A 15,523-nucleotide genomic window follows, 5' to 3' on the forward strand; every position below is an offset into this window, starting at 1 on the left:
AAGGAAAATATTATCCGGCTATAGCGGTGGGGGGTAATGACCCGTCCAGATCGATCAATTGAAGGTAAGGGGGGGGATATGAGCGTTATTTTATGAATTATTATGTGGCTATGACTAAACGTATTCATTTTGGCCAGCATGAATTAGGAATCCATTGGTAGGCTCTACCATGGATGAAATTGTTGTTAGTTTTATATTTTGGCGTAAATAATATGATTATTAATAACTAATATATGATTATTCGGTTTTTATATGTATCCTCTATCTTATCTCCAAGGTCTCCGGTCTTCTTTTCTCCTTAGGGGGAGTAAGAAGGCCGGTTTCTTTATCGTCTATCCTTTATCGCTTTGAATGTCCTCTTCCCTTTTAGATAAAATGCCAGAATTAAACTGTCCCGCATAAGTTCCGGGATGGTGCTCAGTGTACTTTTCTCCAGATTCTCTTTACGCTTGGGCGCATATTCCGGCTTCAGCTGGTGATAGGCTTTCCGTGCCTCATAAACCGCTTTCGCATTTTGGATATGACCTTCCATCAGAAACTTAGCGGCGGCGATATAGTCCAGCCAAAAGCGAATGCGCATCACATGCTTTAAATCAGCTTCCCGGGAGTTCTTATAAAGCATCAGCAAACTATTCCGGAAATTGAGGAAGGTCTTGCGGGGACTTTCCGCGTTCAAGGTGGCTCCACCGACGTGGTAAACGATGGATTGTGGGACGCATACCAACCGATATCCCCGGGAACGTAAACGCCAACACATATCGACTTCTTCTTGATGTGCGAAGAATCCGGCATCTAATCCCCCAACTTCCTTATACGTAGCCGTACGAACGAATAAGCAGGCTCCTGTCGCCCATAAGATATAGGCGGGAGTGTCGTATTGCCCCTCGTCCTTTTCCACGATATGCAAGATTCTCCCCCGACAAAATGGATAGCCGTATTTATCAATGTATCCTCCGGCCGCACCTGCGTACTCGAAGTATTCTTTATTTCGTTGAGCCCGTATTTTGGGTTGGACACAAGCGATTGACGGATCAGAGTCGAGAGTGGCAATCGGGGCATCTAACCAATTGGGAGTAACTTCTACGTCGCTGTTTAATAAAACGCAATATTCATGGTCGAGCCTTTTGAGCGCTTGATTATATCCTTCGGCAAAACCATAATTCTGGTTGAAGGAGATAATGCCGACGGTCGGGAATTTTGCTTTCAACATCTCGATCGAGTCATCGGTAGAACCGTTATCTGCTACGATAACCTCCGCCCATTCCGGAGAGTTGGATACGACGGAAGGAAGGAATTCCTCCATTAGCTTTCTTCCGTTCCAGTTTAAGATGACAATCGCTACTTTTTTCATCCTTGTTGCTCGTGTTTATGTTTCCAACGTTTATGGGTCCATAGCCAGTAAGCCGGATCACGCAAGATCATTTTCTCTAAAAGTCGTGCGTATCGCTCGGTGATGTAATTCTCCGGAGTCTCTTTTGGATTCTCCGTAATCAGCTTCATGTCTACGGTGTAATATCCTCTTTTTACCTTTTGGGTATCGAGGAAGATCACAGGCAGGTTCAGTTTCCGTGCGATACGCTCCGGACCGGTTAATATGGCTGTATCTTGATGAAGGAACTCGGTCCAATAATGCAGGTTGGCCTTGCTGGGTGTCTGGTCCGCCAAGAAGATGACGACTGATTTGGTTTTGTCTTGTTTTAACTTGATGATATCCCGTATCGTATCGTTTTTCTTGATGCCGAAAGAACCGAACTGTGTCCTGAGATCGGCGAATAGCTTATCAAAGGCCTTGTTGTTTAACGGACGGTATATCTGATAGATGCGTGAGTCCTCGAAACGGGTGGTCGATCCGGAGAACCATTCCCAGTTGCCATAATGCCCCATCGTGAGGATGAAGCAAGTATGGCCTTTCTCCATAAGTTGGTCAACCAATTCCGGGTTCTTCAGATAGGCTCGCTGTTGTATCTCATCCAGAGAGATATGGGCCAATTTAATCGTTTCCACGATATAATCGGCGAAATGATGGTAGAACCGGCGTTCCAACTGACGCCACTCAGCCTTGGATTTATCCGGGAAAGAGGCGGTTATATTACGGCGCACTACTTTTACCCGGTATCCGGCTATCTTATAGATAAGGACATATAGGATGTCTGATAACACGTATAAAGCCCGCATGGGAAGTAAGGCGTGTACTTTTACCCAGCTATAAAGAAAGGCATATTGTATTTTATTCCACATCTCAGTTGACGGTTGATGATTGATTGTTGACTATTAATGCGGTGCGATCCTCATTCCAGCCGCCTAGTACGACTTTGCGGGTCTCATTGACCAAGGTGGCATCATAAGGGATTTCTACCTTTATATAGTTCTCGGTGAAACCGTGCATCTTGCCGTCTTTCTTGGTATGCTCGAATAAGACATTCACTTCCTGTCCGATATGGGCCTCATAAAAGGCATGTAGTTTCCGATCCGAGATATCCAAGAGTTGTTGGCTGCGTGCATGCTTGGTCTTCGGATCTACCACGTGATCGATCTTCAACGCTTGGGTTCCGGGGCGTTCCGAATAGCTGAACACGTGAAGTTGGCTTATATCCAAACTGCCTATGAATTGGCGTGCCTCCTCGAAGTACTCGTCTGTCTCGCCACGGGTTCCAACAATTACGTCTACACCGATAAAAGCATGCGGCATTACTTCCTTGATCTTTTCGATCTTATGACGGAAAAGAGCGGTGTCGTAACGGCGGCGCATTAATTGCAAGACAGCATCGCTGCCGCTTTGTAAAGGGATATGGAAATGAGGAGCGAAACGTTTGCTGTGAGCCACGAAGTCTATTGCCTCGTCGGTAATCAGATTCGGCTCGATGGAAGAGATACGATAGCGTACGATTCCATCTACCTCATCCAAAGCCCGGATTAAGTCGATAAAGGTCTCGTCGGTACTTTTGCCGAAGTCCCCGATATTCACGCCTGTCAATACGATCTCCTTGCCTCCTTTACGTGCGACTTCCTGCGCCTGTTCCACCATGCTGGCGATCGTCCCGTTCCGGCTTCTTCCGCGGGCGAAGGGTATGGTGCAATAAGAGCAATAATAATCGCATCCGTCTTGTACTTTCAAGAAATGACGGGTACGGTCGTCCGCCGAGCAGGAAGGGGAGAAGGAACGTATATCCTTGCTTTGTGAGGCGATAACCGCTCCACCATTTTCTTTCTTCTCTAGGTTCTCCAGATATTGAAGGATCTCTAATTTCTGTTCGGCGCCAAGAACCAAGTCAACGCCTTCTATATGGGAGACTTCCTCCGGCTTCAACTGTGCGTAGCAACCGGTCACCACGATAAAGGCACCGGGGTGTTGTTTACCGATCCGGCGAATCGCTTGCCGGCATTTCTTGTCGGCTAGTTCCGTTACGGAGCAAGTATTCACCACGCATATATCCGCTTTTTCACCGGGGCGCACCTTGCGTACCCCTTGTTCGGCTAATAGCTTTCCAATGGTAGAGGTCTCCGCAAAATTTAGTTTGCAACCCAGCGTATAATAAGCGGCCTTTTTATTGTTAAATACGGTCTGATCTATCATTTTCGATTTAGTTAGAGTGCAAAGGTACTAATTAAGCCCGGATTAGTAAAGAGTTCGGATTGAGATGGACTTAAAAACTCATTACTATTGCATAAATAGTTTTCCGGAAGCTTATCTATTCTTTTTTGCTATTGGATATATTCTACAAACCACGGCGTGGTTTGTGCGATTCACGTCATGGCCTGTATAAACCATGACGTGGTCTGTAAAAACCATGCCGTGAACTAAGGAATAGATACAGTCAAGCAACATTATTTATGAAGACTTGTTATCGAATAGTCCTTGCTGCGGCCTTGTTTTGTTTATTGTGCCGATAGAGGAAATACGGCAACTAGGGTTCCACTAAGATTAATACCGGATTGTTATCATTCTCGGGTTGCTCCCAGTCGATTAGGTAACGGTTGTCGTTTGAGATGTATTTGGGAGTGAAATAGGCTTCTTCGGGAAGTTCAAATGAGTTTTCCGGGTATATGAATTGTACATAGGCTAATTGCTTCTCCGCTATATCATAATATAATGTATAGGTATCTTTATCAGAGAAGTTATGCATATAGAGCCGGTCTCCGATTTGCCCGGGTATGACAGGGATTGTCTTTGTCCTGAACAGGTCGTTTTTTATATCGTCTATCGTGATATTATAACGGAGTTCCTCGGGTGTTCGGTATTTACCTAGATCGAGGACGGCATAAGGAGTTAGCTTCATGTCGTTGGAAACTTTAAATATCGTATCGCAGAACAACTCCTTAAATGCGGCAATCTTATTTCCGTCGAAAGGACGGAACTCATAGGTAAATGTCATGACGAAAGGAGGTTCTGTATAAGATTTATAGTAAGGTATGCTATCCGATATGACTATATCTTGGCAAAAATAGAACCGAATGGGTGCGTTGCCAGAGAGGTTGGGTACGTGACCTAGGATAACGTTCGTCTTAGGGAGGGGATAAAATCCCCGGATGTTCTTATCCGGAATTTGAATGGTTTGGTGGAATTTCCCTTGCCAATCGTATATCTTTATCCGAGTGGGGCTATCTTTTATATAAATAAGATGATCATGAGGTTCTAGTCCGGATATACGACTAAACTCATCCGGACCTCCTCCTTGTTTGCCGATATCGTATAAATATTTTCCTGCCAAGTCGAAAACGGAAGCTCTGTTATCATGCTGTACCAATAGCTTATCGCCATGTTTAATAATGCGGGAGATGTATTTGATCAAGATTGAGTCATTCGTTTGCAGAGGGATGAATTGGATGGATTTCGCCCATTTCTTTAAGGCTACTTCTTGAGGCTGATGGTCAAAAACAGTTGCTAGGTCAATTGTTATACATTCCTCTGATTTCTCGCTTGTGCCGGTACAAGCGGTTAGTAATATCGCAAATATAATAAGCCATTTATTCATAAAAATATCTTTGTCCTAAAGTTGATAGGACAAAGATATTTAATTTGTTTCGAAATATTCGTAATATTATGAAGATTTTGTACTGTTATTTCCAATCCACTAAGGATGATTTAAAATAGTTCCAATCGGCCTTTTCCCATAAGGGGGCTTGCGCACCAAGTCTTACTTTATATTCGTCCCAATGTGTGTTCTCTACTTTGGACCAACCTTTTTCGGCGACACCTGCCAAACGAGGCATTAACAGGAATTGCAGATCTCTGAAATTGGTGATCGTCTCGCACCAGATAGCGGCTTCTATACCCGCTACATCTTTTTGAGGATTCTCTACAGTCGGGTTGAAGGTCATCGGGTCCCAGTCGTACATTTCTTGGATCGTTTGTTTCTCGTAGGCGGCCATACCTAAACGTTCTTGCTCCGCGTTTTGGGTGGAGTCCGCACTTGGTTCCAGATATTTATGGTCCAGATAAACGTAACCGCTCGGCGAGAGAATCACTTTCGCTTTTTTGGATATACCAAGACCCGGATCTTTTGGTGCCTCTTTCATGAATTCGGCGAATAAGGCCATGATCTCTTTATATTCGGCAGGTATATTATCTTTTTTCTTAGAAGAGTCCTCGTTTTTTTGCTTCAGATAAATCCAGTGCTGGATGACATCGCCTTCCGAGATATCCGCACGGGCGGTTTCTTGCCAGCCGACCATTTTCTTTCCATTCTTCAATACGATTTCCCGTGTCTTATTTATAAAACGGACGAACTTATCATGGGGTAAGCCGATCGCCTCGTCACCTCCGATATGAATGTAGTTTCCGGGTGCTAAAGCGGCTAGCTCCGCGATAACATCCTCCGTAAATTGCATCGCTTTCGGATCATCTACGTCGAGGGCATTGAAGGCCTGTCCCGGGATGTTAACATTGGTCTTGAATTTGACAGCGTTCTTAAAGTCCGGATAAGCGGCGAATATGGCAGCTGTATGCCCCGGGATATCTACTTCCGGGATGATCGTGATGAAGCGTTCTTTTGCGTAATTAACGAGATCCTTGAATTCCTCTTGCGTATAATAGCCTCCTTTTCTCCCGTTGTTGGGAAGTTGACCTCCTATTTCCGCTAGCTCGGGATATTTCTTGATCTCGATACGCCAGCCTTGGTTATCGGAAAGATGCATATGCAGTACGTTCATCTTATATAAGGCGATCATATCGATCACTTGTTTCACTTCCTCGGGATCGAAGAAGCAACGAGATACATCGAAAGAAAGCCCACGCCAAGCGAAACGAGGTGAGTCCTTCACTTCCAGTAGCGGTAGATAAATCTTCTCGCCTCCGGGTTGTAGATTACCACCCACGATTTGTTTCAAGGTAGTGATACCTCGATAGATACCTTCTAGGGTAGTGGCCTTGATGTAGATGTTTCTCTTTTGGATGGAGAGGGAGTAAGACTCATCTACGGGGACACTATCTTTCGGACTCAATCCATAAGCTTTTGGCAGGTCGGCGAACTCTTTCGGATCTGTCAACTCGAGGAAGATGATGCAATTCGATTCTTTGTCTGAGGCGGAAGCCAGCTTGATGCCGGATAGCTTTTCTATCTCGTTGGATAGCAACTCGCCCATACCCTTTAAGGATTCGTCCGCATAACCGATCTCGATGCCGGGATGGATCGTGAATGTACCTTCGCCTACTGTCATTTGGGCCGGAGCGGGGATAATGCTTACGCTTCTTTCTCCAACATCTGGGGATGAACAGGCGATAAATGTAATAAAACTACAGAGGGTCAATGCCCATGCGAGAGTGATTCTTTTCATTCTTATTTTAAATTTATAGGTTATATCATGGCAAAAGTAAGGATTTGTTTTTACTTTTACGCGAATTTCACAAAAGTGTGCTATGATCAAAGAGAATTTCATTAAGATTTACGAGGAGAGTTTCAAGGAAAACTGGGCCTTGCCGGCATTAACGGATTACGGGAAAGGTAAGACCTTTACTTTCGGTGATGTGGCGACGGAGATCGCACGTATTCATCTTTTATTCCATGAGTGCCAAGTCCGTCGTGGAGACAAGATCGCGTTGATCGGTAAAGACAGCTCCCGTTGGTGCATCGCTTATATGGCGGTTGTTACTTATGGGGCGATTATCGTGCCTATTCTTCAGGACTTTAATCCGAATGATGTACATCATATTATTAACCACTCGGAATCTGTCTTTTTGTTTGTTAGCGACCGGATTTGGGATTCTTTGGAGGAAGATAAGATAGAAGAGGTTCGCGGTGTATTCTCTCTTTCCGATTATCGTTGCTTGCATCAACGGGATGGAGAGAATATCCAGAAGTTGATGAAATCGCTGGATGAGAAGATGACCGAGAAATATCCGGATGGCTTCACCCAAGAGGATATCAAATACGCTGAGCTGGATAATGACAAGGTGGTAGAGATCAACTATACATCGGGTACGACCGGATTTAGCAAAGGGGTTATGTTGACGGGGAATAATTTAGCCGGAAACGTGACGTATGCCCGGACACTGGATCTATTGTTCCGGGGTGAACGTGAGTTATGTTTCCTGCCTCTGGCCCATGCCTATAGTTGCGCTTTCAATTTATTGGTACCCATGGCATTCGGTGTGCATGTCTATTTATTAGGTAAGGTGCCGTCTCCTAAAATCTTATTAAAGGCATTCGAAGAGGTGAAGCCGAACTTGATCTTGATGGTTCCCCTGATTTTGGAGAAGATCTATAAGAAGATGATCCTTCCTCAGTTGAATAAGCGAACCTTGAAGTTGGCCTTGAATATCCCACTGTTGGATTCACGTATCTATGCGCAGATCCGCAAACATTTGGTGGATGCCTTGGGAGGACGTTTCCGTGAAGTGATCGTGGGGGGCGCCGCCATGAATCAAGAAGTAACGGATTTCTTGTATAAGATCAAATTCCCGTTCACGATCGGTTATGGTATGACGGAATGTGGCCCGTTGATCAGTTATGACCATAATAATGAGTATGTGCCCGGTTCTTGCGGACAGATCTTGAAAGGGATCATGAAAGTCCGTATCGATTCGGAAGACCCTTATAATAAGGTAGGCGAGATTCAAGTATCGGGCGAGAACGTAATGAAAGGCTATTATAAGAATGATGAGGCAACCCAAAATGTCTTCACGGAAGATGGCTGGCTAAGGACGGGTGATTTGGGTACGATCGATCATGACAACCGTATTTTTATACGTGGACGTAGCAAGACGATGATCTTGGGCGCTAGCGGACAAAATATTTATCCGGAAGAGATTGAATCCAAATTGAACAATTTGCCATTCGTGATGGAGAGTTTGGTCGTGGAGAAAAACGGGAAATTGATCGGGATGGTGTATCCGGATTACGATACGGTGGATAGTACGGGTATCTCGCATACGGATCTTCCAGTTATCATGGAACAAAATAGGATAGAGTTGAACAAGCTCCTGGCTCCTTACGAAACGATCTCGGAGATACAATTGTATCCGACAGAATTCGAGAAAACACCGAAGAAAAGCATTAAGCGTTACCTATACAGTAATTATTGATAAATAAATAGAAAGCAAACGCAGCTAATATTCAGCATATTGTAAAAGCGGTAGAAAATAATTCAAAAAAAAACGTCTTATGTTGTACAACATATATGATTAATACATACATTTGCATCGTTTTACAACAACAAGATATTATAGACCGTTTAAATTAAGAACAAAATGAAAAAGTTAGTTGCATTTGCTGCTGTTATCGCAGCTGTATCATTCGCATCTTGTGGCAACAAATCTGCTGAATCTACCGAATCTGTTGCTGAAACAGAAGAGGCTACTGTAGTTGAGGAAGCTCCTGTAGTAGAAGAGGATGCTGCTGCTACTGATTCTGTAGCTGTCGAGGTTACTGACTCTGTTGCCGTAGAAGCTGCTCCTGCTGAATAATAATCAGTAAACGAGTTTTGAGGACAGTCTGTATGCGTTGAACATACAGACTTTTTTTGTTTATAAACCATAGATAATGATATGAGACAAATTTTACTTCTTCCATTGGCCGCTCTATTGGCTATGCCGGTATTCTCGCAGACTCCTGCCGATACGACGCTTACGATCCGGAATATAGAGATTCAGGGTACCCGTTTCGCCGGGTTGAGCGAGAGGGGCGGGATGAAAATCTTGCGGGTAGATAATAACTTGAGTAGCGTTACCAATACGGCGGCGGATGCTTTTCGCCAATTGCCTTCTGTCATAACCGATATGGAAGGAGCCGTTACATACAGGGGCTCCGGTAATGTCGGGATGCTTGTCGATGGAGTTCCTTACGGTTTGCTGGAAGAATATAGCGGTGACGTGCTGATCCAACTTCCCGCCCTGTTCTTTAACCAGATCTCATTAGGTGCGTTTCCTCCGATTAATGCGGTGCCGGATGGTGATGCGGGCATACTCAATCTGGTGCCTCGTATGTATGGAACGGGAGATTCCCCTCTATATGTTACGCTTGGGGCGGGATGGAATGAGCGATATAACGCGGGAGCGGTATTGAATTTGCATCCCGGAAAATTCCATATCAACGCGAAATACAATTATAGGAGGGAATACCGGGAACGATCTTTCAGCAAATCGACCGCGACCGCTAAAAACCGGACGGAGATGAATAATAATGCCACGGCTCGTCCGGACGTACATGTGGCGGATATGAAAGTAGACTATGATCTTTCCGCGAAAGACCGGATCACCGTGCATGGCCTGTATCATTTGATGGATTATAGCCGGTATGGACGCATTAACAACCGGGTATTCAACCCGAAAGGGAAGCAAATGAAGTACGTGATCCGTAATCGGTATAACGACCAGCGCCAGGAAGCTTATGCCGCCGAAGCGTATTGGAACCATGAGATTTCGGAGAATCAAGGTTTTTATACCGTATTCAACTATAATAATTTCTCGTATGATGAGGATAATGATTTCAAGAATGAGAATCCTCAAAACGGGAATATCGTCTCGGAGGATAACCAATCTATCGACCATACGAAACATAATTATTTCTGGGGATTTGGATATGGGCAGGAGATCGATGGTTGGGATTTCAAGCTTGGTTATATAGGTCGTGCGCGAAACGAGGATTATCTGACGGCTGCTTTTGATAAGGTGGACGGTAGTTTTGAGTTAAGTCCGGCGAAATCGTATAATTACGATTTCAACCGTTATCTGAATTTGATCTATGCGGACGTGGTTAAGAATTGGGGCGCTTTTAACGCGGAGATAGGGATACAGGCGGAATTTAGTCATTTTAAGATGAATGAGTTTAGCCCTTCTTGGATCAACGACCCTTATTGGCAGGGGATAAAAGGCAAAGAGAACAAGAGTTCCCGTTTTCATTTGTATCCTCGTTCCCGTTTTACTTATGAGGTGAATAAGAGCAATCGCTTAAGCTTGAGTTATCAGCAACGGGCGATTCGTCCGAATGGCAGCTATTTGTGCTCTTTCTTGAATAACAGTGATCCTACCCATATCATACAGGGGAATCCGGACTTGAAGGATGAGTTTATACATAACGTAGAGCTAGGATATCAGTTTTCGGCTCCCCGTTTTCGTTTGACTCCGGCTATTTATTATCGGAATCGTACGAATCGTATCATGGAGATCGCTGGCCAAGTAAATGATGAGACGGTTTGGAAGAAAGAGAATATCGGACATAGCCAAGCAGTCGGAGCCGACTTGTCCGGTAGCTGGAATCCGGTACGTATCTTGACGGTCGGTTTCTCCGGGGATATCTATCGGGACGAGATCGATGGGCGTACGGTAGGCTATGGCGAGAAGAAATCCTTGGTTTGCTGGGATGTGAAGGGGAATGTAAACGTAAGTATTACGCCGACTACGGATTTTCAGGTAGACGGCTTCTACGTTTCCGACCAGCTTACGCCTCAAGGTAAGATCAAAGGCCGTTATAGCGTAAATGCCGGTCTCTCTCAATATTTCCTCAATCGTAAATTATGCGCGAACTTAAGTATCAACAATATATTCGATAGTTTGGAAGAAACAACGATTATTGATGCCCCGAACTTAGAAATGACGCAAAAGCGCAATCGTGATGCCCGGGTAGCTTGGCTTACGTTGACTTATAGTTTATAAAGTAGGTTCCGTGCCCTGTGTTCCATCTTGTTTGTGCTTTTGGATGAACAAGATGAAACGCATGGAACGGTCGTACGTGAAATAATTCCAGATCCAGTCGATCAGTACAATTAGCTTATTCTTGATTCCTAAGATGGAACGTAAATGTACGAGCATCCAAACCAACCATGCCGTAAATCCATGTAATTTCACCTTATTTAAATCGGCAACCGCTTTATTCCTGCCGACAGTAGCTAAAGTTCCTAAATTCTTATAATGGAAAGGTCTCGGTTTTTTTAGAGCCTCGATCCGTTGTAGATTTTCGGCTAATAACTCACCTTGCTGAATCGCTACCTGAGCGACTTGCGGATGTCCGTTCGGGTAATCCGGTTCTGCCATCCAGCAGACATCTCCTATGGCGAATATATTGGATAAGCCTTTTACTTGATTACATTCATTGACGATAATCCGTTCCCCCCGGGTCAAGAGTTCTCCTTCGATATGATCGAAATGCACCGCTTTCACACCACTTACCCAAAGTAAGGTTCTAGTGGGTATGGTTTGTCCGTCATCTAAGAAAACGTTCCCATCCTTATAGTCCACGACACGCTTCTGAAGAATGATGTTAACGCCCATATCCTCAAGGAAGCGTTTAGCGTTGGAGGAGGCTTCCGGAGACATGGCCCCTAGTAATTTAGAGGACCCTTCTATCAGATAGATATTCATATGAAAGTTTCCTAGATCCGGATAGTCTTTCGGCAAAACAAACCGTTTCATCTCGGATAAGGCGCCGGATACTTCTACACCTGTAGCCCCTCCACCTACAACAACTATATTTAGCAAAGCTTGCTTCTCGTCCGGGTCCGTACAAGTAGTCGCTTTCTCTAAATTAATTAATAAGGTGTCTCGTAAAGCTAACGCCTCTTCTACCGTTTTCATGGGTAGAGACTGTTCCTCGATCGTTTTGTTTCCAAAGAAGTTGGTGATAGTTCCAGCGGCGATTACAAGATAATCATATTCCAATTCGCCGATGGAGGTTTGAATGGTATGCCCTTTCGGATTGACGCCATAGACCTCTGCCAACCGGAAGTAAAAGTTCTTTCTCTTCTGGAATATCTTTCGATATGGAAAGGATATTTCATTATATTCTAAGCCGGAGGACGCTACTTGATAAAGCAGGGGAGGAAACTGGTGATAGTTGTTCTTGTCGATTAAGACTACTTGAAACTTGCTCTTTTTTAATTTCTCAGCTAGTTTTAACCCTCCAAATCCGCCCCCGATAATTACGACCCGCTTTTTGTCTGTGTAAGGAATGTTGAAGCCCATGATCTAAACGCTTTTCCTATATAAACATAGAAAGAAGCGAATTGGTTCTTCCTTTAATTATTAATGTATGTAAGCGGGTTGAGGCTTTATTTACAGGAAGGTTTATCGTGTTTCGGGGAAATACGTTTCTTTACCTTCCGCTTCAATCGCAAAAACTGCAATATGGAAAGTATACGCATCAAGATTATGAATAAGATAACCCCTAGCAAAATATAGCAAATTATCGGCGATGTCATTTTACCCTCTTCTTCACAAATTTTATCCCAGTCTTTAATTTGGAATAGTAAAACATAAAAAAATATGGTGGTCATTATACACTATCTTTTATTAGATCATCCATACGGATAGGTGTCTAAAATCAATGAGGCAAAGATAAATGAGCATAACTTATTAGGAGTTATACAACTTGACAATTTAAATGTATATTCTGATAGGGGGTGTTTTTTACAACGATTTAAGTTTTTTCCTTAGCTCCGTGGGACTATATCCAAAGCGTGCCTTGCAAAATTTGTAGAAATGCGAATGCGAGGAGAAATCGAATTCATCTATTATATTCTTAAAATCATCCTCGCTGTTAGCTATGGCGACCAATAGTCGTTTGGATTTCTCTTGCATCAGCCATTCGTAGGCTGGAATACCGAAAACTTTTTTAAACTTCATCCGAAAGGAATTTACTCCGTAACCTATCATTTGAGCTAGATCTGTTACTGTTTTAGCTTTTATATAATTCTCGGCGATGAGTCTCTCAAACTCTGCTGAATGCGTACTTGATAAATAGAAAAAGTAGTCTAATTCCTCTTTTCTATAAAGCTTTTTCAGTAAGTAGAATAATTCCGTTCTCTTTAATTCATACAAAGGGTAGTTCAGGAAATTATTTTCAAGATATTGTCCGACAAGTTCTAGAAAACCGTATAAAGGTTCCACTATTTTCAGTTCTATCCACTTAGAGATAGGTTGAGGTAATATTCCGTACGGATGTTGGTAATACGGTAACTCATTCATCGTTAAACTGTCAAAAAAGAAAATGATGATTTTTGAACCTAGTGTGATATCATATGTGTAATTTTCAAATGATCTTAGAAAGATCATATACTGTTCACCGATTGTTTTCTTTTCTTCTTTAGTGGAATATATAGTTATGGATCCGCTTAAGATAAAAATAATCATATCGCTGGATAAACCAGATAGGGTTTGTGTTATTTCCTCTGACATCAATATGATACTAAAGCCAGCGTGTAAGATTCGGTTTTCAGATGTTTCCGGAGAAATTCTGTTAATAAGCTTGTTCATAAAATTATTGTTATTTAGTTTGTTATACAAATATTTCCCCCTTCAGTAAATCTAGATGCAAAAAAAGCGCAATGTATTAGTATGGTCTGTATACAAACTATCATTTTTTGTATACATTATGATATGAATGAAAAATAAATAGGAATCAGAGGAGGTCTCTGATTCCTTGTAAAATAAGATCTCCCATTTTTTTATGGGAAGAATTAAGTTCACTAATACTTTAGGAGGGTAATTTCTATTATCACAATAGAATGAAATAAAAACTAAATACGTCTTACAGATGAAAATAAGACATTACGTGTGAACAAGCTTGAATATTATAACGTATTGTATTTTATTTTCTTAGTCGTTTTATTTATCCGTGCGGAATGGAAGCACCGGTAATCCTTGTACGTTTTGCAAGTTGCCAATTTGGAAATTCCGGAAGCCATAACGAACGGCTATTGGGGCTTTTACGTCTGGAGCTGAGATAATAACGGTTTTTTTGTTAGCGTCTATAGTTGCGTTAGCCTTGTGGAAACGCATGTCTTTTCCGGCTATCTCGAAGCCTATGATCCCGTTATCTCGATTGAAGCCATCTTCCGCATTCTTGAAAAAAAGAATGATTTTATCTTTATCTACTTCCATATGATCGTATTGGGGGCCCTCACAAGCGATGGTTGTATAACCATAGGTTTTGTTTAGAGCCATATAACAAAGACGCTCACCGATCTTTTGTTTTTCTTTGGGGTGTATTTGCCGTTTCTCGTAATCCTGTACCAGATCGTTCGTGGAAACAATACCGCTATTGGGGATCAACCGGGTAGCTTTGTATTGCTCTTCACGAAGGTACGCGGCTTGGTCTCCTTCTCCATATTCGTAAGGGGCGATTTCTACCAGATAGAAAGGTAATTCTTCTTGTCCCCATAATCCTCTCCAATGTTCTACCATTGTCGCTAGGCGTTTAGCGTAGTCCGGGTGTCCGACATTTGACTCTCCTTGATACCATAGGAAACCTCTGACCGTATATTTGCTGGCCGGTTTCAGCATTCCGTTATACATGATCATGGGTTGTAGCATCGGATGGATTTTCTCATCGTTACCCGCTAAGGATAGATCGATATCGCTATAATTCCGCAGGATGTCTTTGGGCAACCAACCTTCAACCGTGGAACCGCCCCAGCTACAATTGATGATACCTACCGGGACATTCAATACCTCGGTCAATAGGGTCGCGAAGAAATAGGCGGTAGCTCCGAACTCCGGGGCGTTTCGCGGATCACATACTTTCCATTCGCCACCTACCGGATAATCTTTCGGTTCCAAGGCTCCGACCCGTTGGATCGTAGCGTAACGGATCGAGTTCTTATATTTCCCGGATGTAGCGATAGCGTGGTTTCCTCCCTCGATAGGGCAGTGCCAGAAACCTCTTAATGGCATTTCCATATTGGATTGGCCGGAACCGAACCATACCTCGCCGATCAGAAGATCATGCAAGACAATCTTGTCTTGTCCATTCTTTAATGTTAACTGTTGCTTTTCGAAACTGGCCGAGGGCGTCTGAACCCAGATTTCCCATCTGCCTTGATCGTTTACTTGGGCCGTGTATTCCGTATTGTCCCAAGAACTACGGACTTTCAGGCTTGAATTTGGGGTTGCATTTCCCCAGAGCCGTACTTTAGTGGCTTGTTGGAGTACCATGTTGTCGCTTACCAAAGCTGGCAGCTTGATCTCGGCCCGGAGGTTCACCAAACCGAGAAGGAGGCCTATCACCATCCAATAGAATTTGTTCATATCGCTTGTTTTTTTGATGTCGGAAGCTTCCGACGGTTGTTAATCTGATAAAAAAGAGCCGGCAGG

Annotated in this window: 11 protein-coding genes; 3 read left to right on the forward strand and 8 right to left on the reverse strand. The window is 43.4% G+C overall.

The annotated features are described in order from the left end of the window. Positions 1-325: 325 nt before the first annotated feature. The 5 genes from BDI_RS00220 to BDI_RS00240 all read right to left on the reverse strand — a co-directional run bounded on the left by BDI_RS00220 (position 326) and on the right by BDI_RS00240 (position 6,774). The gene (locus tag BDI_RS00220) at positions 326-1,351 is read right to left on the reverse strand and encodes a glycosyltransferase family 2 protein (RefSeq protein WP_011965869.1); all 1,026 of its coding nucleotides are present in this window, start codon (positions 1,349-1,351) and stop codon (positions 326-328) included. Continuing rightward, complete coding sequence (locus BDI_RS00225) at positions 1,348-2,238, reverse strand: lysophospholipid acyltransferase family protein (RefSeq protein WP_008780979.1); 891 nt, start codon at positions 2,236-2,238, stop codon at positions 1,348-1,350. The genes BDI_RS00220 and BDI_RS00225 overlap by 4 nt, the downstream gene beginning before the upstream one ends. 1 nt (position 2,239) lies before the next feature. Then, complete coding sequence (gene mtaB / locus BDI_RS00230) at positions 2,240-3,574, reverse strand: tRNA (N(6)-L-threonylcarbamoyladenosine(37)-C(2))-methylthiotransferase MtaB (protein WP_011965870.1); 1,335 nt, start codon at positions 3,572-3,574, stop codon at positions 2,240-2,242. Between the two features lie 331 nt (positions 3,575-3,905). Next, entirely contained in the window at positions 3,906-4,973 is a 1,068-nt protein-coding gene (locus BDI_RS00235) for a 6-bladed beta-propeller (RefSeq protein ID WP_005855182.1), read from the reverse strand. Positions 4,974-5,058: 85 nt separating this feature from the next. Beyond that, positions 5,059-6,774 (reverse strand): family 20 glycosylhydrolase, encoded by a 1,716-nt coding sequence (locus BDI_RS00240; RefSeq protein ID WP_008780981.1) that lies wholly within the window; start codon positions 6,772-6,774, stop codon positions 5,059-5,061. Between the two features lie 82 nt (positions 6,775-6,856). On the opposite strand from BDI_RS00240, the gene BDI_RS00245 reads away from it, so the two are divergent. The 3 genes from BDI_RS00245 to BDI_RS00255 all read left to right on the forward strand — a co-directional run bounded on the left by BDI_RS00245 (position 6,857) and on the right by BDI_RS00255 (position 11,089). Further along, on the forward strand, positions 6,857-8,521 hold the full coding sequence (locus BDI_RS00245; protein WP_009276793.1) for an AMP-binding protein: 1,665 nt from the start codon (positions 6,857-6,859) through the stop codon (positions 8,519-8,521). Positions 8,522-8,686: 165 nt separating this feature from the next. Further along, positions 8,687-8,902 carry a PG1828 family lipoprotein gene (locus tag BDI_RS00250; protein ID WP_005855187.1) on the forward strand — a complete coding sequence of 72 codons (216 nt, stop codon included), beginning with the start codon at positions 8,687-8,689 and terminating at the stop codon, positions 8,900-8,902. Between the two features lie 81 nt (positions 8,903-8,983). Further along, the gene (locus BDI_RS00255; RefSeq protein WP_011965872.1) at positions 8,984-11,089 is read left to right on the forward strand and encodes an outer membrane beta-barrel family protein; all 2,106 of its coding nucleotides are present in this window, start codon (positions 8,984-8,986) and stop codon (positions 11,087-11,089) included. Here BDI_RS00255 and BDI_RS00260 read toward each other — a convergent pair. The 3 genes from BDI_RS00260 to BDI_RS00275 all read right to left on the reverse strand — a co-directional run bounded on the left by BDI_RS00260 (position 11,084) and on the right by BDI_RS00275 (position 15,457). Continuing rightward, the gene (locus BDI_RS00260; protein ID WP_008780983.1) at positions 11,084-12,394 is read right to left on the reverse strand and encodes an NAD(P)/FAD-dependent oxidoreductase; all 1,311 of its coding nucleotides are present in this window, start codon (positions 12,392-12,394) and stop codon (positions 11,084-11,086) included. The two genes, BDI_RS00255 and BDI_RS00260, sit on opposite strands and share 6 nt — an antisense overlap. Before the next feature lie 444 nt (positions 12,395-12,838). Further along, positions 12,839-13,684 (reverse strand): helix-turn-helix domain-containing protein, encoded by an 846-nt coding sequence (locus tag BDI_RS00270; RefSeq protein WP_005865576.1) that lies wholly within the window; start codon positions 13,682-13,684, stop codon positions 12,839-12,841. A 351-nt stretch (positions 13,685-14,035) separates the two neighbouring features. Continuing rightward, positions 14,036-15,457, reverse strand: a complete 1,422-nt coding sequence (locus BDI_RS00275) for a sialate O-acetylesterase (protein WP_005855197.1) — start codon at positions 15,455-15,457, stop codon at positions 14,036-14,038. Positions 15,458-15,523: the final 66 nt, after the last annotated feature.

It is taken from the genome of Parabacteroides distasonis ATCC 8503 (assembly GCF_000012845.1).
GTDB classification, from domain to species: Bacteria; Bacteroidota; Bacteroidia; order Bacteroidales; family Tannerellaceae; genus Parabacteroides; species Parabacteroides distasonis.